The following is a 21,137-nucleotide window of genomic DNA, read 5'->3' on the forward strand; positions in this document are numbered from 1 at the left end:
GGAGCTTCGCTGCACCGCGCAGGGGCGCGGACCTGCCTCCCGAACAGCGTCATCTCGCGCACCTGGAGCTGTGTCGGGCGTACGCCTTGCGAATGGCACCGGCGCAGTTCTTCTCGCACCTGTCGGCCGCGCATCTCCTGGAGGCTCCGCTCCCGGCGCGGCTGCGCTGGGACGAGGTGCATGTCGGCGTCCGGCCGCCGGACCGAGCGCCCCGGGTTGCCGGGGTCGTCGGCCATCGCTTGGCGGGCCTCTCCGGCGATCCGATCCTCGTCGAGAGGCTCGCGGTCGTGAGTCCCGCCGACATGTGGTGTCAGCTCGGACCGAGTCTCGACATCGATGAGCTGATCGCGGTCGGCGATCATCTCGTCCGTGAGCGTGGTGCCTCCGGCCGGTGGCTCAACCAGCGCCTTCCAGCGCTCTGCTCGCTCGACGACCTCGGAGCGGCGCTCAGCGGATCCCGGCATCTCGGCGCGGGGGCACTCCGTGCCGCGCTCCCGCAGATCCGCGCTGGTTCCGAATCGCCGAAGGAAACGGAACTCCGACTCGCCTTCGTTCGTGCCGGCCTCCCGGAGCCGGTGCTCAACCACGAACTCCGCGATCGCTGGGGGCGATTCATCGCACGTCTCGACCTCGCCTACCCGGCGTATCGCGCAGCGTTCGAGTACGACGGGCGCCAGCACGCCACCGACCCGGGGCAGTTCGCGAAGGACGTCGACCGGATCCATGCCGTCACCAGACTCGGCTGGTCCCACGACCGCTTCCTCGCACACCACCTACAAGCGGGTGCCGCGGTCGCGATCGACCGAGCACGCGAGCGCCTCATCGCGGCAGGATGGCGCCCGTGACACCGTTCATTCGCCCATTTTCGGGCGACGGAGCACCCATTCGCCCAAAAATGGGCGAATGAACCGGGGGGTCACACGAGGAGCTGGTGCTTGGCGAGTTCGCGGTAGAGCGGGACCTCGGTCACGAGGTCGCTGTGGGTGCCGACGCCGACCACCCGACCCTCCTCGAGGACGACGATCTGATCGCTGTCGACGACGGTCGAGAGCCGGTGCGCGATGACGATGAGCGTGCGTCCCGTCGCGACCGCGTCGATGGCTTCCCGCATCATCTGCTCGTTGACGCCGTCGAGGCTCGAGGTCGACTCGTCCAACAACAGGATCGGGGGAGCCGCGAGGATGGCGCGAGCGATGGCGAGGCGTTGCCGCTCGCCACCCGACAGCATGATGCCGTCCTCGCCGACCGGAGCGGCGAGACCGAGCGGGTTGCGGTCGAGGACCCCACCGAGGTTGACCGCATGCAGCACACGCTCGCAGTCGGCGTCGCTCGCATCAGGTGACGACAACAGCAGGTTGTCACGCAGCGTGCCGGCGAGGACCGGGGCGTCCTGTTCCACGTACCCGATCTGGTCCCGGAGGTCGGCGCGGGGGATCGTGCGGATGTCGACGCCGCCCAGCCGGATGGCACCGGCTGTCGGGTCGTAGAAGCGTTCGATGAGCCCGAGGATGGTGCTCTTGCCGGCGCCGGACGGTCCGACGAGCGCCGTGCGTCTGCCTTGCATCGCGGCGAAGGACACCCCACGGAGCACCTGACGACCGAGCGCCGACTGCGCCTCGGTGAGCCGGGCGGCGTCGGCGGCGACGACCTCCGGTGCGCTGGTGCCCTCGCTCAGCGCCTCGGTCGCGAGTGCCTCCGCTGCGGCCCGCTCGCGCTCGATGACCGCAGCGTCCGGGTAGGCGAACTCGACCCCGTCGAACTCGATCGCCGGAGCGGACGCTGGGGCGGCCCCGGGACGTCCGACCCGCGCGGCGATGGCCGCGTCGTCGTCGCCCTCGTCGGGCAGGTCGAGGATCTCCTGGATCCGGCCGAGCGCTCCGAGCGCCTGGTTGACGCTCGTGATCGCGCCGAAGGCCTGGCCGAGCGGCATGATCATCATGAACAGGAAGAGGATGAACGCGACGAGACTCGCGATGGTGATGGCCCCGGACGCGACGCGGAACCCACCGACGCCGAGGACGACCAGGAACGAGGTCTGCATGGCGATGCCGGCGACCGGGACGACCAGCGAGGAGATCTTCGCGATCCGCACGCCCACGCCGTAGACCTCCTTGGCCACGCCGTCCACCGCGTCGATCTCGCGGTCGGTCGCGTTGGACGCGCGGATGGTGCGGATGGAGCTGATGGCCCGCTCGACCGCGGCGGCGAGCTCACCCACCTTGGTCTGCTGCTCGCGGCTGGCGACGCGGATGCGTCCGCTCAGGGCGACGACGACGACGACCGAGACGACGACGACGAGGAGGGTGAGGCCCAGCAGGACGGGGTCGATGATCGCCATGGCGATGAGTGCGCCGAGGAAGGTGATGGCACCGCCGACGGCGTCCACGAAGCCCTGCGTCAGGACGGCGTAGAGCATGGTCGTGTCGCTGCCGACCCGCGAGACGAGGTCGCCGGTGCGGCGCGTGTCGAACTGGCTGATCGGCAGCCGGAAGATGCGCGCGATCAGCTGGCGCCGGGAGGAGTACACGACCCCGGTGCCTGCGCGCTGCAGCAGGTAGTGCTGGTATCCGCTGATGACGCCGGAGAGCACGACGAGCCCGACGAGGAGCCACGCCAGGTTGCCGAGCGACCGGCCCGCCTCGACGACCCCGATCACCTGGCTGACGATGAGCGGCTGGGCGAGTGACGCGGCCGCTCCGATGACGCTCAGGATGATGACGACGATGAGGATCGAGCGGTGCTCGAAGATGTACGGCATGAGCTGCTTGAGGCTCGCGCGGGGACCGTCGTCCTTCGGTCGGCTGAACGGGTTGCGGCTGCGTGCCGGGCGCGCTGGGGTGCTCATGGTGCTCTTCCTCCGAGGTGCGGTGCGCGGCTCCGAGACGTCCATGGCGACGGCGCACCGTGGTTCAACTCTAGGCGACGGTCGCACGCGCCGAGCCCGAAGCCGACGCGCCGAGCGCCGACGCAGCAAGGGCCGGTGCGCGGAGGTGTCCTCCACGCACCGGCCCTCGGTGATCGCCTCGATCAGGCGTCGATGTCGACGTCCTTGGTCTCCTTGGAGACGATGAGGGCGACGAGCGTGATCAGGGCCATCACCGAGAGGTAGACGCCGACCCAGAACGGGCTGCCGCCGCCGGCACTCCACAGTGCGACGGCGATGAACGGTGCGACCGCTGCGCCGAGGATCGACGAGACGTTGTACGAGATCCCCGACCCGGTGTACCGCACGTTCGTCGGGAACAGCTCGGGCAGCAGGGCGCCCATCGGTCCGAAGGTGAACCCCATGAGGCTGAACCCGATGATGAGCCAGATCATGACCCCGGTGAACCCGGCGCCGAGCAGCGGGACCCAGACGAGCCCGAACACGAGGATCGCGCTCGTCACGACGATGAGCGTCCTCCGGCGTCCGTACTTGTCGGCGAAGGGGCCGGACACGAGCGTGAAGATCCCGAAGAAGACCACGCCGGCGATGAGCATGAGGACGAAGGTCGTGTAGCTGTAGCCGAGGCCGGCGACCGGTGCGTCGAGCGGCGCACGGCCGTAGCTCAGCGAGAACGTCGTCATCAGGTAGAAGAGGACGTAGGTGGCGAGCATGAAGAAGGTGCCGAGGAGCAGCTTGCGCCAGTGCAACTTGACGACGCTCGCGAGCGGCGACCGCTGCACCTTGCCCTGCTCCTTCGCGTTCGTGAACGCGTTGCTCTCGACGAGGCGGAGTCGGACCCAGAGGCCGACGATCACCATGACGACGGAGAACAGGAACGGGATGCGCCAACCCCACTCGAGGAACGCCTCGGACGGCATGGACGGGTCGTCGCTCGGCAGGATAGCCGCGATGATCAGGAAGAGTCCGTTGGCGATGATGAAGCCGATCGGCGCACCGAGCTGCGGGAACGTGCCGAACAGGGCACGCTTGCCGGTCGGCGCGTTCTCGGTCGCCACGAGGGCGGCACCCGACCATTCGCCGCCGAGCGCGAAGCCCTGACCGATGCGGAGGATCACGAGCAGCAGCGGGGCGACCCAGCCGACGAGCTGGTAGGTGGGCAGGAGGCCGATGAGGAAGGTCGCGATCCCCATGGTGAGGAGGGCGCCGACGAGCGTCGCCTTCCGACCGCGCTTGTCGCCGAGGTGCCCGAAGATGACGGCGCCGACGGGGCGGGCCACCATCGCGGCGCCGAACACGGCGAAGGAGGCGAGGAGACCCGCGGTCGGGTCCTCACTCGGGAAGAAGAGGTGCGGGAAGACGAGGACGGCGGCCGTCGCGTAGACGTAGAAGTCGTAGAACTCGATCGTCGTGCCGATGAGGCTGGCGAGGACGACACGAGAGCGCGGATTGACCGGGGCCTTGGTGACTGGGGTTGCTTCGAGAGACATGCGTGCGCGTTTCGGTTCGGGAATGGACGCCGTCGAAGCATCAGCACCGGTCGCGCACGCCCGCCGACGACGGCAGGATCAGAGGTTCGCCCGCTTGTGGCAGGACCATGACACTGTACGCCGAAGTGCGGCATTCCGGTATTCGGTTGCCCAGCAGGGCGGATGCCGATATCGGAATGCCGCGTGATGCGACGCGCTCGAGTCAGCCGCGCAGTTCGCGGAGGACGACCGCGGTGGCCACGGCGGCATCGGCGGCCTCCGCCCCCTTGTCCTCCTTCGACCCGGGGAGCCCCGCGCGGTCGAGCCCCTGCTTCTCGTCGTCGAGGGTGAGGACGCCGAAGCCGACGGGCTTGCCCGTCTGGATGCTGACCTGGGTGAGGCCGCTCGTCGCGGCGTCGGAGACGTACTCGAAGTGCGGCGTGCCGCCGCGGATGATGACGCCGAGCGCGACGACCGCGTCGGCCCCGGCCTCGAGGGCGGCTTTGGCGACGACCGGGAGCTCGAAGCTCCCGGGGACCCGCACGAGACGGTGGTTGGCACCGCTCGCATCGAGGGCCTTGACGGCTCCGGCGATGAGACCGTCGGTGATGGTCTCGTGCCAGGTGCCGGCGATGACGACGATGTCGAGGCCGGTGCCGTCGACGCTGATGGTGGGGGATCCTTCGCCGCTCATGCGGTCTCCTGTCTTCGTCCCCCGAGCGCATCGGGGGTTGGTGGTGTTCCCGCTCCTCGAAGGAATCGAGGAGCGATGGTGGACTACTGGTGCGGGTGCGGGTGCGGGTGCGGTTCCGGTGCGAGCTCGAAGCCGATGCTGTGGCCCATGCGGTCGCGCTTCGTCTCGAGGTAGCCCTCGTTGAACAGGCCGACGCCGACCACCAGCGGGACGCGCTCGCTCACGGCGATGCCGTGGTTCGTGAGCTGTCGCTCCTTCTCCGGGTTGTTCGAGAGCAGGCGCACGGAGGTGATGCCGAGGTCCGTCAGGATCGCGCTCGCCGCCGTGTAGTCGCGGGCGTCGGCCGGCAGCCCGAGCGCGAGGTTGGCGTCGAGGGTGTCGAGCCCGTCCTCCTGCAACCGGTACGCACGCAGCTTGTTGACGAGACCGATGCCGCGCCCCTCGTGCCCACGCAGGTAGACGACGACACCGCCGTGGCGCTGGATGGTGTCGAGGGCGCTGTCGAGCTGCGGACCGCACTCGCACTTGAGCGAGCCGAACGCCTCGCCGGTCAGGCACTCCGAGTGGACGCGCACGAGCGCACCGGTGGCCTGCGGGTCGCCGGCGATGATGGCGACGTGGTCGGCACCGGTCCTGCGGTCGCGGTAGGCGCGCAACCGGAACGAGCCGTGCGTCGTCGGGACGGTCGTCTCCACCTCGAAGGACACGTTCGACGACTCGGGGATGGCCGCCTGGGCGGCGCGTTCCTCGGCGCAGACCGCGGCCGCGTCGGGGTTCTCCTCGAGGAACGCGACGAGCGCGGCGATCGTCGTGACGAGCACGCCCTCCCGCTCGCCGAGCGCGATGAGGCCGGGCAGACGCATCATCTCGCCGTCGTCGGCGACGATCTCGGAGATCGCCCCGACCGGGACGAGCCCCGCGAGCTTCATGAGGTCGACGGCCGCCTCCGTGTGCCCGTCGCGCTCGCGCACCCCGCCGTCGACGGCGCGCAACGGGACGATGTGTCCGGGGCGCGAGAGACTGGCAGGCATGGACGCCGGGTCGGCGAGCACGCGCAGGGTGTGAGCGCGGTCGGCGGCGCTGATGCCGGTGCTGAGTCGGTCGGCCGCGTCGACCGTGACGGTGTACGCGGTGCCTCTGGGGTCCTCGTTGAGCGCGACCATCGGCGGGAGGGCCAAGCGGTCGGCGATCTCGTTCGTCATCGGTGCGCAGATGAATCCGGAGGAGTGCCGGACCGTCCATGCGATCCACTCCTGGGTGGCGGACTCCGCAGCGAGGATCACGTCGCCCTCGTTCTCTCGGCCTTCGTCGTCGGCCACGATGACCGGACGGCCCTGGCGGAGTGCCTCGAGGGCCTCCGGGATGCTGGCGATGCTCATACGTTGCCCCTTCCGGTGGCGGTGGTGCCGACCGGGTCCGCGGACTGCGGATCCTGGCCGATGCTGCTGGGGAGTGCCGACTCGAGACGGCTGAAGGCGAGCATGCGCTCGACGTGCCGGGCGAGGATGTCGGTCTCGAGGTTCACACGGTCGCCGGGGACCCGATCGCCGAGCGTCGTCGCGGCCAGCGTCTCGGGGATGAGGGACACCTCGAACCAGGCCTCCGGTGCGTCCGGTGCGCTGATGGCGCTGACGGTGAGCGAGACGCCGTCGACGGTGATCGACCCCTTGTCGACGACGAGCGGCGCGAGTGCCGCGGGGAGCGAGACGCGCACGATGCGCCAAGCCTCGCCGGGCACCGTGGCCAGGATGGTGCCGGTGCCGTCGACGTGCCCTTGGACGATGTGTCCACCGAGGCGATCACCGACGCGGGCCGCACGTTCGAGGTTGACCGGAGATCCGACCGTGACGCCGTCGAGCGAGCTCATCGCGAGGGTCTGGGCCATGACGTCGGCCGTGAACGTCTCACCGGTCTGCTCGACGACGGTGAGGCAGACACCGCTCACGGCGATGGAGTCCCCGTGCCGGGTGCCCTCGAGGGCGAGCGGGCCACGGACGGTGAAACGTGCCGAGTCGTCGCCGTGGTCGATGGCGACGATGGTGCCGAGTTCTTCGATGATGCCCGTGAACATGGGTGGTCCGTTCTCTGGGGGTCAGGCGGTGAGGTGGTGGGCGGCCGAGGCGGAGGCGCTGCGGTCGGGTGTCGTGATGACCAGGAGGTCGTCGCCGAGTGGTTCGACGCCGACGGTGGTGAGTCGGATCGCTTCGCCGATGCTGTCGACACCGAGGTCGCCGATCGCGAGGCGAGGGCCGCCGAGGAGCACGGGGGCGAGGTAGGTGAGGACCGTGTCGGCGAGTCCTGCGCGGAGGAACGCCGTGGCGATGGTCGGGCCGCCCTCGATGAACACGCTCCGGACGCCCGCGGCGCGGAGCTCGGCGAGCAGCGCGGCCGGATCATGCCCGTGGTGGAGGACGACCGGCCGGGGGTGGCGGTGGACGGCGGCGTCCCGGGGGATCGGGCGATCCCCCATGACGACGGGCAGGGGCTGCTCGGGCAGGAGATCGCCGTGGTCGTCGCGAGCGGTGAGGCTCGGGTCGTCGGCGAGGACCGTCCCCGTGCCGACGAGGATCGCGTCGTGGGCGGCCCGCCGACGGTGGACGTCGTCGCGCGCGACATCGCCGGTGATCCAGCGGCTCGTGCCGTCGCTCGCGGCGATCCGCCCGTCGAGACTGGAGGCCCACTTCACGGTGACGAGCGGACGCCCGAGGCGGGCGGTGGTGAGCCAGTCACCGAGGAGGTCCTCCGCCGGTCCGGCGAGCACGCCGCCGATGACGGTCACGCCGCCGCCGCGGAGCCGTTCCGCTCCACCCCCGGAGTGGTGGCCGGGGTCGTCCACGGCGAACACGACGCGCTCGACGCCGGCCTCGAGGAGGGCGACGGCACACGGACCGGTCCGGCCCGTGTGGTTGCACGGTTCCAGGGTGACGACGGCGGTCGCGCCACGGGCCGCCCCGGGCGCGAGGTGGGACAGGGCGTCGACCTCCGCGTGCGGGGTGCCGGCTCCGCGGTGCCAGCCCTCGGCGAGCACGGTGCCGTCGGCGTCGAGGATGACGCAGCCGACGCGGGGGTTGACGCCGCGGGCGGGGCCGTTGGCGGCGAGTTCGAGCGCGCGCAGCATGGCCTGCTCCTCGCGGACACTCGCCCGCGGTGCTTCGGTTCCTGCGCTCATCTGTCCGTCATCTCGGTCGGTACTGACACGAGTTCCGGGGTCGCGGGCAGGTGCTCGCCGGCGTCGACCATCGGCCGACGCCCGTGCTTCCTTCCATCCGGACTCGAACGCCGTCTGCGAGCAGACGCGTTCATAACCGTCGGTCCTGGAGTTCCACCAGGTCAACCGGGCCTCGCTTGCGCGAGACACGGGTCGCGGACTATCACCGCCGGTTCGGACTCTCACCGACCCCGGAGCACGTTACGTGTTGTCGATTCTAGGTCAACGGGCTGAGTGGGTGCCCTATTCCCGGTTCGGATGACGCCCGGTTGCAGCGCCTGAAGCGGCCGGGTCAGCGCTGGGCGTCATGCTGATCGATCGCCGCGCGTGCGGTTCCCTCGTCGACCACGAGGTCGGAGATGAGCCCTCCCGCCAACGCCCCGAGGAGCGGCGGCACCTTGGCGGCACCGGCGACCACGCAGATCCGACGGGAGACCCCGCGCAGCACGTCGAGGTCGGGTCCGGATGCGCGGTTGTTGAAGGGGATGTCGCGCCACGAACCGTCGGCGCGGAAGAAGACGGTCGCGACGTCCCCGACCGCCCCGGCGCTCGCGAGCGCCTCGAAGTCGCTGTCGTCGAGGTAGCCGCCGACGTACACGTGGCTGGGTACGCCGGAGAGCTGCGAACCGAGACCGAACAGCGCGACGTCCATGCGCCGTTGGATCTCGAGCACGCGTCGGATGCTGCGCTCCCGCCACAGGGCGAGCTTGGTCGACGGGTCGTCGAAGAAGGCCGGCACCGCGAACTGCTGCGCGTAGGCCCCGTAGGCGTCCGCGTACCGATGCAGGATCTCACTCGCGTAGAGGATGCCCGAGGTGCGCGTGTTGGCCGCACCGTTCAGCTGGACGATCTGCGAGTTGTGGGTCCGCTTGGGGGTGAGGTGCCTCGCCACCGCACTCACGGTCGAGCCCCAGGCCAGGCCGAGCGTCATGTTCGAGTCGAACACGGAGCCGAGAAAACGTGCAGCCGAGAGGGCGACCCGCTCCAGGCGGTCGATGTCGCTCGTGTGGTCGGGGACCGGGACGATGTGGGCGGTCACGCCGAACCGGTCGCGGAACTCCGCTTCGAGCCGCGATGGCATGTCGTGCGGGGAGCGCACCTGGATGTCGACGAGCCCGCTTTCCCGCGCATATCCGAGCAGGCGGGACACCGACGACCGGGAGGTGTGGAGCTCCTGGGCGATGGCCTCCATGGTGAGGTCCTGCACGTAGTACAGCTGTGCGGCACGGAGCGCCTCGGCCGTCCGGTCCGGCTGGCTGAGCGCGTCTGCGAGCGACATCGGGTCTCCTTGCACGTTTGTTCACTAGGGCTGTTCAGAGTTGCAGCGGGTGTCACGATGTATTCAGTCACATCATTCAGCGGCGCGCAATCCCGGCAGCGTCGCGTTCCAACCGCGAAGAAGCGAGGCATCTCATGTCCCTCAAGTCGTCAGCTCCCCGTTCCACCGTCCAGTCCGTCATCGACCGCCCGCAGGCGTCGGTGCTCATCATCGGCGGCGGTATCAACGGCATCGCGACCTTCCGCGACCTGGCGCTCCAGGGCGTCGACGTCACGCTCGTGGAACGCAACGACTGGGCCTCCGGCGCCTCCGCCGCGTCGAGCCACATGATCCACGGCGGCATCCGGTACCTCGAGAACGGTGAGTTCCGCCTCGTCCAGGAGTCGGTGCAGGAGCGCAACGGGCTCATCAAGATCGCCCCGCACTACGTGAAGCCGCTCGAGACCACCGTCCCGATCTTCTCGACCTTCTCCGGCATCCTCTCCGCACCGCTGCGCTTCCTCACCCACAAGCAGGGCAAGCCGCAGGAGCGTGGCGCGCTGCTCATCAAGGTCGGCCTCACCGCGTACGACTCCTTCTCCCGTGACGGTGGCAGCGTGCCGCGTCACCGCTTCCACGGCCGCAAGAAGTCCCTCGCCGACCTGCCGAAGATGAACCCGGGCCTCAAGTACACGGCGACCTACTACGACGCCTCCATGCACGACCCGGAGCGCCTCGCGCTCGACGTCCTCATGGACGGCCTCGCCGCCGGCCCCCACGCCCGCGCCGTCAACTACGTCGAGGCGGTCGGCATGGGTGCCGACGGCGTCGAGCTCCGCGACACGGTCACCGGCCAGACCTTCACCGTGACGAGCGACGTCGTGGTCAACACCTCCGGCCCCTGGACCGACCTCACGAACGCCGGCCTCGGCGAGCCGACGACCTACATGGGCGGCACGAAGGGCTCGCACATCGTCCTCGACAACCCGGAGCTCTACGCGGCCACCAAGGGGCGCGAGATCTTCTTCGAGCACGAGGACGGCCGCATCGTCCTCATCTACCCGCTCAAGGGCAAGGTCATGGTCGGCACGACCGACATCGACGCCGACCCGAGCACCCCGAGCGTCTGCACCGAGGAGGAGGTCGACTACTTCTTCGACCTCGTCAAGCACGTCTTCCCGACCATCGCGACCTCACGTGAGCAGATCGTCTACCGGTTCTCCGGCATCCGTCCGCTGCCGAAGCACGACGACGAGGCCCCCGGCTTCGTGTCGCGCGACTACCGGATCGAGCGCCGGGCCGCCGCTGCACGTCCGTCCACCACCGTGTTCAGCCTCGTCGGCGGCAAGTGGACCACCTTCCGGGCCCTCGCCGAGCACCTCAGCACGGACGTGCTCAACACCATCGGAGCCCCGCGCCCCGTGGAGACCCTCGGACTCGCGATCGGTGGCGGCGCCGGCTTCCCGCGCACCGACGCCGCGACGCGCACCTGGGTCGCCGCGCACGAGGACGGCACCGGCGCCGAGCGCGCCGAGCAGCTGCTGGGCCGGTACGGCACGAAGGCCGCCGCACTCCTCGAGCACCTGTCCGAGCACGGCGATGACCGCTTGCAGGGCGCTGCCGACTACAGCGTGCAGGAGCTGGAGTACCTCGTCGAGCAGGAGCAGGTCGTGCACCTCTCCGACGTGCTGCACCGCCGCACGAGCCTCGCGTTCACCGGATCGCTGACCGCCGGCCTCGTCGACGAGATCGCCCGCGTCGTCGGCGGTGTCCTCGGGTGGGACGACGCCGAACGGACCGCGCAGATCTCCGCAGCGCTCGACCGCCTGCGCGACGCCCACCAGGTCGACCTCCGGGTCGACGCCGCCAAGGAGGCCCCGGCGTTCTCATAATGCACGAATGTGCAGGCAAGGCCCTTGTCCTGTGCAACAGGAGCTGGCTACCTTACAAGCAACTGGTCAGTGCAACCTCGCCCAGCGGGGGCTCGCGCCTCGGCGTCGGCCCCCACACGGCCACACCTATGAAAGGTCAATGAAGACATGAACCTCGGAACCATCTTCCTCTCCGAGACCGTGGGGACGGCGATGCTCGTCCTGCTCGGTACCGGTGTGGTCGCCACGGCGATCCTCACGAAATCCAAGGGCCTCGGTGGCGGCTGGCTGCTCATCAACTTCGGTTGGGGCCTCGCGGTCTTCGCCGGTGTCACGGTGTCCTACGCCTCCGGCGGTCACCTGAACCCGGCTGTCACGATCGGCTTCCTCACCACGGGCTCGATCGACTTCGGTACGGCGCTCGTCTACTGGGCGGCGCAGATGGTCGGTGCCTTCATCGGTGCCGTGCTGACGTACTTCGCCTTCAAGCAGCACTTCGACCAGGAGGAGGACCCGGGCAAGAAGCTCGGCGTCTTCTCGACCGGTCCGGAGATCCGCAGCTACGGCTGGAACCTCGTCACCGAGGTCATCGCGACCTTCGTCCTCGTCTTCGTCGTGATGTCCTTCGGCAAGACCGGCCCCGACGCGGTGGTCATCGAGGGCGTGCCCGGAGGACTCGCAGCCCTGGGCGCCCTCCCCGTCGCCCTGCTCGTCGTCGGTATCGGAGCCTCCCTCGGTGGCCCGACCGGCTACGCGATCAACCCGGCACGTGACCTCGGTCCGCGCATCGCCCACGCCCTCCTCCCCATCAAGGGCAAGGGCAAGAGCGACTGGTCCTACGCCTGGGTGCCGGTCGTCGGTCCTCTGCTCGGTGGTGTCCTCGCGGCCCTCGCCTCGATGGTGCTGCTCCCGGCCGTCTGACCTGACGCTGCGGCGGTGACCGGACACGATCATCGCCGCGGCACCCCGGGGCACCGGTTCCGGTGCCTCACCTCGCAACGCACGCAACGAAGGAGTATCCAATGGCGGACTACGTCATCGCAATCGACCAGGGGACGACGAGTTCCCGGGCCATCGTCTTCGACAAGAGCGGATCGATCGTCTCGACGGGCCAGCTCGAGCACGAGCAGATCTTCCCGAAGGCCGGCTGGGTCGAGCACAACCCGAACCAGATCTGGAACAACACCCGCGAGGTCATCGGCCAGGCGCTCAGCAAGGCCAACATCACCCGGCACGCCATCGCGGCCATCGGCATCACGAACCAGCGCGAGACCGCCGTCGTCTGGGACAAGACCACCGGTCAGCCCGTCTACAACGCGATCGTCTGGCAGGACACGCGCACGCAGGACATCGTGAACCGCCTCGCTGCGGACGGTGGCGTCGAGCGCTTCAAGAAGACCGTCGGCCTGCCGCTGGCGACCTACTTCTCCGGCACCAAGATCGTCTGGATCCTCGAGAACGTGGAGGGTGCTCGCGAGAAGGCCGAGGCGGGCGACCTCCTGTTCGGCACGACCGACAGCTGGGTCATCTGGAACCTCACCGGTGGTGTCAACGGTGGCGTGCACGTCACGGACGTCACCAACGCCTCGCGCACGCTCTTCATGGACCTCGAGACCCTGCAGTGGGACGACGAGATCCTCAAGGCGTTCGGTGTCCCGAAGTCGATGCTCCCGGAGATCAAGAGCTCCTCCGAGGTCTACGGCCACGCGTCCGACGACAGCCTCCTCCGTGAGACGCCGATCGCCGGCATCCTCGGCGACCAGCAGGCGGCGACCTTCGGTCAGGCCGCATTCCAGCAGGGCGAGGCCAAGAACACCTACGGCACCGGTAACTTCATCATCTTCAACACTGGTGAGGAGATCGTCCACTCCGAGAACGGTCTGCTGACGACACTCGGCTACAAGCTCGGTGACGCGAAGCCGCACTACGCGCTCGAGGGTTCGATCGCCGTGACCGGTTCGCTCGTCCAGTGGCTGCGCGACAATCTCGGCATGTTCTCCTCCGCTCCCGAGGTCGAGGCGCTCGCCAAGACCGTCGAGGACAACGGTGGCGCGTACTTCGTGCCGGCGTTCTCCGGGCTGTTCGCGCCGTACTGGCGTCCGGACGCCCGCGGTGCGCTCGTCGGGCTCACCCGGTACGTCAACAAGGGCCACATCGCCCGGGCCGCCCTCGAGTCGACGGCGTTCCAGACGGCAGAGGTCATCGACGCCGTCAACGCCGACTCCGGTGTCCCGCTGACGGAGCTCAAGGTCGACGGCGGCATGACCGCCAACGACACGCTCATGCAGTTCCAGGCCGACATCCTCGGCGTCCCGGTCATCCGACCGGTCGTCGCGGAGACCACGGCGCTCGGCGCGGCCTACGCGGCCGGTCTCGCCGTCGGCTTCTGGTCCGACCTCGACGACCTCGCGAAGAACTGGCAGGAGGACAAGCGCTGGGAGCCCAACATGGACTCCGCAGAGCGCGACCGCCTCTACCGCAACTGGAAGAAGGCCGTCACGAAGACCTTCGACTGGGTCGACGACGACGTGCAGTAGTCACGACCGACCGGAACGGCCCGTCCTCCTCGCGGAGGGCGGGCCGTTCCGTCGTCCGTCCTCGCTCGGCTCCCGAAGGGTGCATCTGCGCAGAACTCCTGCAGCTTGAGGACCGGCACGGGAACAACCGCGCCATTCCGCCTGCCCGCGCCGATCGGTCCTGTCAGGCGCAGGAGTTCTGCGCAGACGAACTACTCCCGCACGACTCGCTCCGACCCCCATCTCGTCGAGATGGGGGGTCCCATCTGCGCACACCTCCTGCTCGTCGCTGCTGCGTTGCCTCTCTGGGGCTGATCCTGAGCGTTGACCAGTGGCCAGCAGGAGTTGTGAACCATGCGCGACGGTGAAGTCCCGGCCGTGACCCTCCTCCACAGGGTTCCGGCAGTCCTCGACCGACGATGAAGCCATCGCTTGTGACCGCCCGCTCGATCGGTGCCCCAACCATCGATGGATGGACAGCGCATCTTCTGGTCACACGATCTTCGCCCGCTCGACGCTTCTCGAGGAGGGGATGCGACCGCGTGAGATCACCCAGGCGGTGCGTGACGGAACGATCGTTCGCGTGCGGCGCGATCGATACGCGCTCCCCGGAGTGCACGATGACATCCGTGCCGCAGTGCGCATCGGGGGGAGGCGAGCATGTCTGTCCACCCTGGCCGCCCGTGGTGTGTTCGTGTTCGACGCCACCCGGGTCCATGTGCATGTGGACCGCAGCGCCTCACGACTTCGCGGACCGCGGGCGGAGGACCGACGGCTGGCTACCAGCGATCGACGGGAGTTCAGCCTCCACTGGAGACCGCTTGACCAGCCGTGCGGCACGTTCGACTGCGACGTGTCGATCATCGACGCACTGGCACAGTCCATCCGGTGCCAGGCGCCGCGTATGGCACTTGCGACGCTCGACAGCGCGGTCCATCTCGGCTTGGTCGATGAACCTGACCTCCGTCGAGTCTTCGCCCTGGTGCCCGAACGCTTTCGCGCGCTCATGGCGTTGATCGATGGACGCGCCGAGTCAGGTCCGGAGACACTCCTGCGCTTGATCGTCCGCAGCCTCGGTCTGTCGTACGAAGTGCAGCCCCGCCTGGCGGAGGGTGGACGCGGTGATCTCCTGGTGGCTGAGTCGTTGTTGATCGAGGTCGACAGTCGAGCCCATCATGAGGGGTGGTCGCACGCCGTCTCAGACCGCACCCGTGACCTCAGAGCCGCCTCGCGGGGGCTGATGACGTTGCGACCGCTCTACCAGCATGTGGTGTACGAGCCCGGCCTCGTCGCGGCGGCCATCACCGGTCTGATCGGGGAGGTGCGCACAACTCCTGCTCACCGCGCGGGCACTTCGCGGGCTGCGCGCTGAATGCGGCGGGTGCGGGCTTGCGGACAGCGACGAGCAGGAGTTGCGAACGGACGGCGGGATCAGGCGCGGCGGAGGAGTCCGACGCGGTCGTAGACCTCGGCGAGGGTATGCTCGGCGACCTCGGTCGCGCGCGCGGCGTTGACCGCGAGCAGGCGGTCGAGCTCGGCGGGGTCGTCGAGGAGCTCGAGCGCGCGCGCACGGACCGGCTCGAGTTCGCCGACGACGACCTCGGCGAGACCCTTCTTGAGGTCGCCGTAGCCACGACCCTCGAACTCGCCGACGACCGCCTCGATGGGGGAGCCGGTGATCGCGGAGTAGATGCTCAGCAGGTTCGAGACGCCGGGCTTCTCCTGCGCGTCGAAGGCGATGACGCCGTCGTTGTCGGTGACGGCACGCATGATCTTCTTCTGCGTGACCTTCGGCTCGTCGAGCAACCAGATGATGCCTGCCGGGGTCTCGGCGGACTTCGACATCTTCGACGTCGGGTTCTGGAGGTCGTAGATGCGTGCGGAGTCCTTCTGGATCTGCGCCTTCGGGACGACGAAGGTGTCGCCGAAGCGGGCGTTGAACCGCTCGGCGAGGTCCCGCGTGAGCTCGATGTGCTGCCGCTGGTCGTCGCCGACCGGCACGATGTCGGTCTGGTAGAGCAGGATGTCGGCCGCCATGAGGATCGGGTAGGCGAAGAGTCCGACCGACGAGGCGTCGCGTCCGTGCTTGGCCGACTTGTCCTTGAACTGCGTCATGCGCGCGGCCTCACCCATGCCGGTGATCGTGTTCAGCACCCAGGCGAGCTGTGCGTGCGCCGGGACGTGCGACTGGACGTACAGGGTCGAGGCCGAGGGGTCGATGCCTGCGGCGATGTACTGGGCGGCCGTGCGACGGGTCTTCTCCCGGAGCTCGGCGGGGTCCTGCGGCACCGTGATCGCGTGCAGGTCGACGATGCTGAAGAAGGCGTCGTGCTCCTGCTGCATCTGCTTCCACTGCAGGAGGGCGCCGATGTAGTTGCCGAGGTGGAGCGAGTCGGCGGAGGGCTGCATGCCGGAGTACAGGCGTGGCTTGGTCATGTGGGTTCTCGCAGAGTGATGAGCGGCCGGAGCCGGGGCACGGGTGGTCTGGGTGGTGTGGTGCCGGTGGTCAGACGGCGTAGTCGACGACGACGGGGGCGTGATCGGACCATCGCTGGTCGTATGACGCAGCCCGGTCGATCGTGTAACCGGACGCGAGGGCTGCGAGCTCGGGAGTGGCGAGCTGATAGTCGATGCGCCAGCCGGTGTCGGTGTCGAAGGCCTGGCCGCGCTGGGACCACCAGGTGTAGGGACCGGGGACCTGGCCGGCGGACTGGCGCCCGATGTCGACCCAGCCGAGGCCGGTGCCGGTCACGCCGTCGACGCCCGTCACCGGCTCGCCCGCCGGACCGAGGTAGCGGTCGAAGTAGGACCGCTCGGCGGGCAGGAAGCCGGCACGCTTGACGTTGCCCTTCCAGTTCTTGATGTCGAGCTCGGTGTGGCCCACGTTGAGGTCGCCGACGACGAGGGACAGTGGGTTGTGCTCGCGCAGTGCTGGCAGCCGCTCGAGCATCGCCTCGAGGAAGCGGAACTTCTCGACCTGCTTGGGGGTGTCGACCTCGCCGGAGTGCACGTAGGTGCTCACGACCGTGACGAGGGTGCCGTCGATGTCGAAGTCGGCCTCGATCCAACGACCCGCGCTGTCGAAGTCGTCGGCTCCGAGGGCGACGCGGTGGATGCCCGCCGATCGACGGCTGACGATCGCGACACCTGCGCGCCCCTTGGCGGTCGCGGCGTCGTGCAGGATGTTCCATTCCGGTCCGAACAGCGTCTCGAGGTCGCTCGTCGCGGCGCGGACCTCCTGCAGGGCGAGGATGTCGACCCCGCGGTCTTCGAGCCAGTCGCCCATCCCTTTGCGGAAGGCCGCGCGGACTCCGTTGACGTTGACACTGGCGATGCGGAGGGGTGCAGACATGCCTCCAGCTTAGTCGCGGGGGCCGACAACGCCCTGGCCCCGGCGTCCGCCCGGGCGTCGGCGATGGGGCGGGTCCGACGCGTCCGCCGCGAGCGACTCGGGGGCTTCGCCGTGCTGTCGGATGAGCTCGGCCGAGGCCTCCTCGGCGTGCCGCACGCGTCGGCGGGCGAACCAGACCGCCGGGCCCTTGGCGCGCCGGAGGGATTCGCGAGCCTCCCGCAGTTCCGCCTCGGCGATCAGTCTCCTGGCCGCCAGCTCTTCGGCCGCCTGCTCCTCCGGTGTCGTCGTGCGCACACTGATGCCCTGGTCGTCGAGACCCACGGCGATCCACGCGGCGGAGGCGAGGATGACGCGGCTCACGAGGTTGAACCACAGCATGAGGCCGATGAACACCGCGAAGGTCGCGAGCAACGGGTTCCGGGAGGCCCCGGCGATCACCGCGCTGCTCGCGACGCTCAGGAGCGAGAGCACCAGACTGCCGAGCAGCGCACCGCCGAAGAGGTTGCGCCACGGGATCCGGATCCGGCTGAGCACGCGGTACATGGCGCCGAGGGTGACGAGGTTCACGACGACCGCGACGACCAGTCCGACGACCCGGCTGCCGACGGTCACCCAGAACGTGCCCTCCAGTCCGACGAGCGACAGCAGCCAGCTGAGCGCCTGGGTGCTGGCGACCGACAGCGTCGCGGAGACGAGGAGGAGGACGCCGAAGGCGAGCGCGAGCACGAGGTCGACGACCTTCAGCAGGAAGAAGCTCGCGGCGACCTTCGGGAGCGCGAAGATCGACCGGACCGCCTGCCGGGTGTAGTACAACCATCCGATCGCCGTCCAGATGAGTCCGACGGCGGCGATGACCCCGGTCCACCCGAGGAGGGAGGCGCTCGACAGCTGCTCCTCGGCGATGATGCCTTCGCCGTCGGTGCCGATGAGGCCGGGGACGGCGCGGTTGATGATCTCCACCAGTGCTTGGAAGACCTCGGCGTTGTTGCCGAGCCAGATGCCGGTGATGGCGAATCCGACGTAGACCGCTGCGAACACGGCGAAGACGGCCTGGAAGCTGATCCCGGCGGCCAGGAGGTTGCCGTCCATGGCGAGATACCGATGGATGACGCGATAGGGCTTCAAGCGCATGACCCACGTCGTGGCGCGCTCCGCTCTCGCCGCGCGGGGCGCGAGTCGTCGGATGAACGGGTTCTCGCTGTTCTGGATCCATTGGAACACCAGCGGAGGTGGCGTCTGCTGGAGCCGCGCCCTGGGGGTGGTGCTGACGTCCGGCGCGTCGGCGGAGTCCTTCCTCGGCGCACGCGGATTGGTCACCGGACCAGCCTACAAGCGGGCCGGACCGGGGGAGAGGCGGTGCACTATGGTCGAACCATGCGCGAGGCGGAGGGGCAACGCACGTTCACCGGCACCGGCGTCGGACGCGGCGTCGTGGCCGGTCCCGTGCTCCGCATGCCGGAGCCGTTGCCCGAACCGAGTGCCGACCCGTTCGGCGGGGACGTCACGCTCGAACAGGCCAGGGCCGTCGCGGCACTCAGCGCGACGCGGGTCGACCTGGAGGAGCGGGCTCGACGAGCCGGCGGCCATGCGCAGGACGTGCTCGAAGCGCAGGCGGTCATGGCCGACGACCCGGCACTGGCAGAGGACGTCGCGACGCGCATCGCAGCGGGGCGCTCTGCGGAGCGCGCCGTGTTCGAGGCCCTGGCGACGGTCCAGCAGGTCCTCTTCAACCTGGGCGAGCCGATGGCGGCGCGCGCGACCGACGTCGGCGACGTCTCGCAACGGGTCATCGCACGGTTGCTCGGTCGGCCTGTCCCCGGTCCGCCCGAGTCGGACGAGCCGTTCGTCCTCGTCGCCGCGGACCTCGCTCCGGCGGACGCCGCACTCCTCGATCTCGATCGGGTGCTGGCCCTCGTGACGAGTGGCGGCTCGGCGACCTCGCACACGGCCATCCTCGCGCGCGAGCAGTCGCTCATCGCCGTCGTGGGCGTCGCCGGAGCCGAGCAGTTCGAGGACGGTGAGATCGTCCTCGTCGACGCCGGAGCCGGGGTCGTCACGGGGTCGCCGACGAAGCGCGAGGTGCGGTCGGCCCGGTCCACCGCGGCCGAGCGCGTGCGGGTCTCACCGCGCTCGCCGGGCGAACTCGCCGACGGCACCCCGGTGCCCCTGCTCGCGAACCTCGGGTCCGTCGCCGGCGCGGCCGGTGCCCTGGCGCTCGGCGCCGAAGGGGTCGGGCTGTTCCGCACCGAGCTCCTCTTCCTCGATCGCGCGGAGGCGCCTGGCGTCGCCGAACAGGCTGACCGCTACGGCGAGTTGCTCGCGGCGTTCCCGGGCAAGCGCGTCGTCGTCCGGGTGTTCGACGCCGGAGCCGACAAGCCGCTCGCCTTCCTCCGACCGGACGACGCCGAGCCCAATCCGGCGCTCGGGGTGCGGGGCATCCGGGCGCTCCGCGCTCATGACGAGGTGCTCCGAGACCAGCTCACGGCGCTCGCGCTCGCACAGGACGCCCACGAGGCGGACCTCTGGGTGATGGCCCCGATGATCGCCGACCTTCCCGAAGCCGCGGCGTTCGTGACGCTCGCCAAGCGGCTCGGGCTGCGCACGGTCGGGGCGATGATCGAGGTGCCGTCGAGTGCACTGCTCGCCGCGCAGATCCTCGGGGTCGCGGACTTCGTGAGCATCGGGACCAACGACCTGACGCAGTACACGCTCGCGGCGGACCGTCTCCTCGGGCCCCTCGGCCCGTACCAGGATCCGTGGCACCCGGCCGTGCTGCGGCTCGTCAAGCTCGTCGGTGACGCCGGTCTCGCCTCCGGGCGCTCGATCGGCGTCTGTGGGGAGGCGGCAGCGGATCCGGCCCTCGCGGTCGTGCTCGTCGGCCTCGGGGCGACGAGTCTCTCGGTCACCCCGGCCGCGCTCGGCGACGTCCGGAGCGAGCTGCGCCGCTACACGCTCGAGGCGGCTCGCGCCATGGCGATGGACGCCCTGAGCGCCGCGTCGCCGGCTGAAGCGAGAGCTGCCGCGCTGGCCTGACCTCGCTCGATGCTCGGATCTTCCCGCACGAACACGTCCGGCCCAGCGCGGTGCGCTGGGCCGGACGGATGAACCGGGTGCTGGCTAGGAGACCTTGCCGGAGATCATGGCCTGCTTGACCTCGGCGATCGCCTGCGTGACCTGGATGCCGCGGGGGCACGCCTCGGTGCAGTTGAAGGTGGTGCGGCAGCGCCACACGCCCTCCTGGTCGTTCAGGATGTCCAGGCGGACCTGCGAGGCGTCGTCGCGGGAGTCGAAGATGAAGCGGTGCGCGTTCACGATCGCCGCCGGGCCGAAGTACTGGCCGTCGGTCCAGAAGACCGGGCACGACGAGGTGCACGCGGCGCACAGGATGCACTTCGTGGTGTCGTCGAAGCGGGCACGCTCGGCGACCGACTGCACGCGCTCCTTGTTCTTCTCCGCGGGCTTGCCGGGCATGAGGAACGGCTGCACCTCGCGGAACGACGCGAAGAAGGGGTCCATGTCGACGACGAGGTCCTTTTCGAGCGGCAGACCCTTGATCGCCTCGACGTAGATCGGCTTCGAGATGTCGAGGTCCTTGATCAGCGTCTTGCAGGCGAGGCGGTTCCGGCCGTTGATCCGCATGGCGTCGGAGCCGCAGATGCCGTGTGCGCAGGAGCGACGGAAGGTGAGGGTCCCGTCCTGTTCCCACTTGATCTTGTGGAGCGCGTCCAGGATGCGGTCCGTCGGGAACATCTCGACGTCGAAGTCCTCCCAGCGCGGCTCGGCGTCCACGTCCGGGTCGAACCGACGGATGATCAGGGTGACCGTGAAGGACTGGATCTCCTCCGGTGCCGCGGCCGGCGGGTTCTCGAGCGTTGCAGTGCTCAT

General features: G+C 69.4%; 17 protein-coding genes and 1 riboswitch. Of the genes, 6 read left to right on the top strand and 11 right to left on the bottom strand.

What is annotated here, in order from left to right; genetic code table 11:
- Positions 1–92: 92 nt before the first annotated feature.
- Positions 93–845: a putative endonuclease domain-containing protein gene (locus QRN44_RS13525; RefSeq protein ID WP_285039384.1), complete on the top strand. Its 753-nt coding sequence runs from the start codon at positions 93–95 to the stop codon at positions 843–845.
- A gap of 71 nt (positions 846–916) precedes the next feature.
- Here QRN44_RS13525 and QRN44_RS13530 read toward each other — a convergent pair whose 3' ends face one another.
- From QRN44_RS13530 to QRN44_RS13560, 7 genes are all read right to left on the bottom strand, one after another.
- Positions 917–2,845, bottom strand: coding sequence for an ABC transporter ATP-binding protein (locus tag QRN44_RS13530; protein ID WP_285039385.1), 1,929 nt, complete (start codon positions 2,843–2,845; stop codon positions 917–919).
- Between the two features lie 182 nt (positions 2,846–3,027).
- On the bottom strand, positions 3,028–4,374 hold the full coding sequence (locus QRN44_RS13535) for an MFS transporter (RefSeq protein ID WP_064294812.1): 1,347 nt from the start codon (positions 4,372–4,374) through the stop codon (positions 3,028–3,030).
- Positions 4,375–4,576: 202 nt separating this feature from the next.
- Entirely contained in the window at positions 4,577–5,047 is a 471-nt protein-coding gene (gene ribH / locus QRN44_RS13540; RefSeq protein ID WP_064294813.1) for a 6,7-dimethyl-8-ribityllumazine synthase, read from the bottom strand.
- A gap of 83 nt (positions 5,048–5,130) precedes the next feature.
- Positions 5,131–6,426, bottom strand: coding sequence for a GTP cyclohydrolase II (ribA, locus tag QRN44_RS13545; protein WP_285039386.1), 1,296 nt, complete (start codon positions 6,424–6,426; stop codon positions 5,131–5,133).
- The gene (locus QRN44_RS13550) at positions 6,423–7,118 is read right to left on the bottom strand and encodes a riboflavin synthase (protein WP_121291949.1); all 696 of its coding nucleotides are present in this window, start codon (positions 7,116–7,118) and stop codon (positions 6,423–6,425) included. Before QRN44_RS13550 ends, ribA begins: the two co-directional genes overlap by 4 nt.
- Before the next feature lie 21 nt (positions 7,119–7,139).
- Positions 7,140–8,216, bottom strand: coding sequence for a bifunctional diaminohydroxyphosphoribosylaminopyrimidine deaminase/5-amino-6-(5-phosphoribosylamino)uracil reductase RibD (gene ribD / locus QRN44_RS13555; RefSeq protein ID WP_121291947.1), 1,077 nt, complete (start codon positions 8,214–8,216; stop codon positions 7,140–7,142).
- An 80-nt stretch (positions 8,217–8,296) separates the two neighbouring features.
- Positions 8,297–8,458: riboswitch (FMN riboswitch) on the bottom strand.
- Positions 8,459–8,547: 89 nt separating this feature from the next.
- Positions 8,548–9,534: a sugar-binding transcriptional regulator gene (locus QRN44_RS13560; protein ID WP_064294816.1), complete on the bottom strand. Its 987-nt coding sequence runs from the start codon at positions 9,532–9,534 to the stop codon at positions 8,548–8,550.
- 134 nt (positions 9,535–9,668) lie between these two features.
- Between QRN44_RS13560 and QRN44_RS13565 the strand changes: the two genes are divergently transcribed.
- The 4 genes from QRN44_RS13565 (at position 9,669) to QRN44_RS13580 (ending at position 15,272) form a co-directional block, all read left to right on the top strand.
- Complete coding sequence (locus tag QRN44_RS13565; protein ID WP_285039387.1) at positions 9,669–11,405, top strand: glycerol-3-phosphate dehydrogenase/oxidase; 1,737 nt, start codon at positions 9,669–9,671, stop codon at positions 11,403–11,405.
- Positions 11,406–11,552: 147 nt separating this feature from the next.
- Entirely contained in the window at positions 11,553–12,305 is a 753-nt protein-coding gene (locus tag QRN44_RS13570) for an MIP/aquaporin family protein (protein WP_079002885.1), read from the top strand.
- Between the two features lie 101 nt (positions 12,306–12,406).
- Complete coding sequence (glpK, locus tag QRN44_RS13575; protein WP_064294818.1) at positions 12,407–13,921, top strand: glycerol kinase GlpK; 1,515 nt, start codon at positions 12,407–12,409, stop codon at positions 13,919–13,921.
- Positions 13,922–14,372: 451 nt separating this feature from the next.
- On the top strand, positions 14,373–15,272 hold the full coding sequence (locus QRN44_RS13580) for a hypothetical protein (protein ID WP_285039388.1): 900 nt from the start codon (positions 14,373–14,375) through the stop codon (positions 15,270–15,272).
- Between the two features lie 59 nt (positions 15,273–15,331).
- Here QRN44_RS13580 and trpS read toward each other — a convergent pair whose 3' ends face one another.
- The 3 genes from trpS to QRN44_RS13595 all read right to left on the bottom strand — a co-directional run bounded on the left by trpS (position 15,332) and on the right by QRN44_RS13595 (position 18,569).
- Positions 15,332–16,336: a tryptophan--tRNA ligase gene (gene trpS / locus QRN44_RS13585; RefSeq protein WP_285039389.1), complete on the bottom strand. Its 1,005-nt coding sequence runs from the start codon at positions 16,334–16,336 to the stop codon at positions 15,332–15,334.
- A 70-nt stretch (positions 16,337–16,406) separates the two neighbouring features.
- Positions 16,407–17,252, bottom strand: coding sequence for an exodeoxyribonuclease III (locus QRN44_RS13590; RefSeq protein WP_285039390.1), 846 nt, complete (start codon positions 17,250–17,252; stop codon positions 16,407–16,409).
- A 9-nt stretch (positions 17,253–17,261) separates the two neighbouring features.
- Positions 17,262–18,569: a YihY/virulence factor BrkB family protein gene (locus QRN44_RS13595; protein ID WP_285039391.1), complete on the bottom strand. Its 1,308-nt coding sequence runs from the start codon at positions 18,567–18,569 to the stop codon at positions 17,262–17,264.
- 57 nt (positions 18,570–18,626) lie between these two features.
- Here QRN44_RS13595 and ptsP point away from each other — a divergent pair, with 57 nt between their 5' ends.
- Positions 18,627–20,285 carry a phosphoenolpyruvate--protein phosphotransferase gene (gene ptsP / locus QRN44_RS13600; RefSeq protein WP_121291937.1) on the top strand — a complete coding sequence of 553 codons (1,659 nt, stop codon included), beginning with the start codon at positions 18,627–18,629 and terminating at the stop codon, positions 20,283–20,285.
- 84 nt (positions 20,286–20,369) lie between these two features.
- Here ptsP and QRN44_RS13605 read toward each other — a convergent pair whose 3' ends face one another.
- Positions 20,370–21,137, bottom strand: coding sequence for a succinate dehydrogenase iron-sulfur subunit (locus QRN44_RS13605; protein WP_064294822.1), 768 nt, complete (start codon positions 21,135–21,137; stop codon positions 20,370–20,372).

This window comes from Plantibacter sp. lyk4-40-MEA-4 (genome assembly GCF_030209415.1).
Classification (GTDB): domain Bacteria; phylum Actinomycetota; class Actinomycetes; order Actinomycetales; family Microbacteriaceae; genus Plantibacter; species Plantibacter flavus_A.

Excerpts from the sequence above, each read along its gene's own strand:
- QRN44_RS13550 (WP_121291949.1), bottom strand. The coding sequence starts at position 7,118 with ATGTTCACGGGCATCATCGAAGAACTCGGCACCATCGTCGCCATCGAC.
- ribA (WP_285039386.1), bottom strand. The coding sequence starts at position 6,426 with ATGAGCATCGCCAGCATCCCGGAGGCCCTCGAGGCACTCCGCCAGGGC.
- QRN44_RS13560 (WP_064294816.1), bottom strand. The coding sequence starts at position 9,534 with ATGTCGCTCGCAGACGCGCTCAGCCAGCCGGACCGGACGGCCGAGGCG.
- QRN44_RS13530 (WP_285039385.1), bottom strand. The coding sequence starts at position 2,845 with ATGAGCACCCCAGCGCGCCCGGCACGCAGCCGCAACCCGTTCAGCCGA.
- ptsP (WP_121291937.1), top strand. The coding sequence starts at position 18,627 with ATGCGCGAGGCGGAGGGGCAACGCACGTTCACCGGCACCGGCGTCGGA.
- ribD (WP_121291947.1), bottom strand. The coding sequence starts at position 8,216 with ATGAGCGCAGGAACCGAAGCACCGCGGGCGAGTGTCCGCGAGGAGCAG.
- QRN44_RS13590 (WP_285039390.1), bottom strand. The coding sequence starts at position 17,252 with ATGTCTGCACCCCTCCGCATCGCCAGTGTCAACGTCAACGGAGTCCGC.
- QRN44_RS13605 (WP_064294822.1), bottom strand. The coding sequence starts at position 21,137 with ATGAGCACTGCAACGCTCGAGAACCCGCCGGCCGCGGCACCGGAGGAG.
- QRN44_RS13580 (WP_285039388.1), top strand. The coding sequence starts at position 14,373 with ATGGACAGCGCATCTTCTGGTCACACGATCTTCGCCCGCTCGACGCTT.
- QRN44_RS13565 (WP_285039387.1), top strand. The coding sequence starts at position 9,669 with ATGTCCCTCAAGTCGTCAGCTCCCCGTTCCACCGTCCAGTCCGTCATC.
- QRN44_RS13525 (WP_285039384.1), top strand. The coding sequence starts at position 93 with ATGGCACCGGCGCAGTTCTTCTCGCACCTGTCGGCCGCGCATCTCCTG.
- ribH (WP_064294813.1), bottom strand. The coding sequence starts at position 5,047 with ATGAGCGGCGAAGGATCCCCCACCATCAGCGTCGACGGCACCGGCCTC.
- glpK (WP_064294818.1), top strand. The coding sequence starts at position 12,407 with ATGGCGGACTACGTCATCGCAATCGACCAGGGGACGACGAGTTCCCGG.
- trpS (WP_285039389.1), bottom strand. The coding sequence starts at position 16,336 with ATGACCAAGCCACGCCTGTACTCCGGCATGCAGCCCTCCGCCGACTCG.
- QRN44_RS13535 (WP_064294812.1), bottom strand. The coding sequence starts at position 4,374 with ATGTCTCTCGAAGCAACCCCAGTCACCAAGGCCCCGGTCAATCCGCGC.
- QRN44_RS13570 (WP_079002885.1), top strand. The coding sequence starts at position 11,553 with ATGAACCTCGGAACCATCTTCCTCTCCGAGACCGTGGGGACGGCGATG.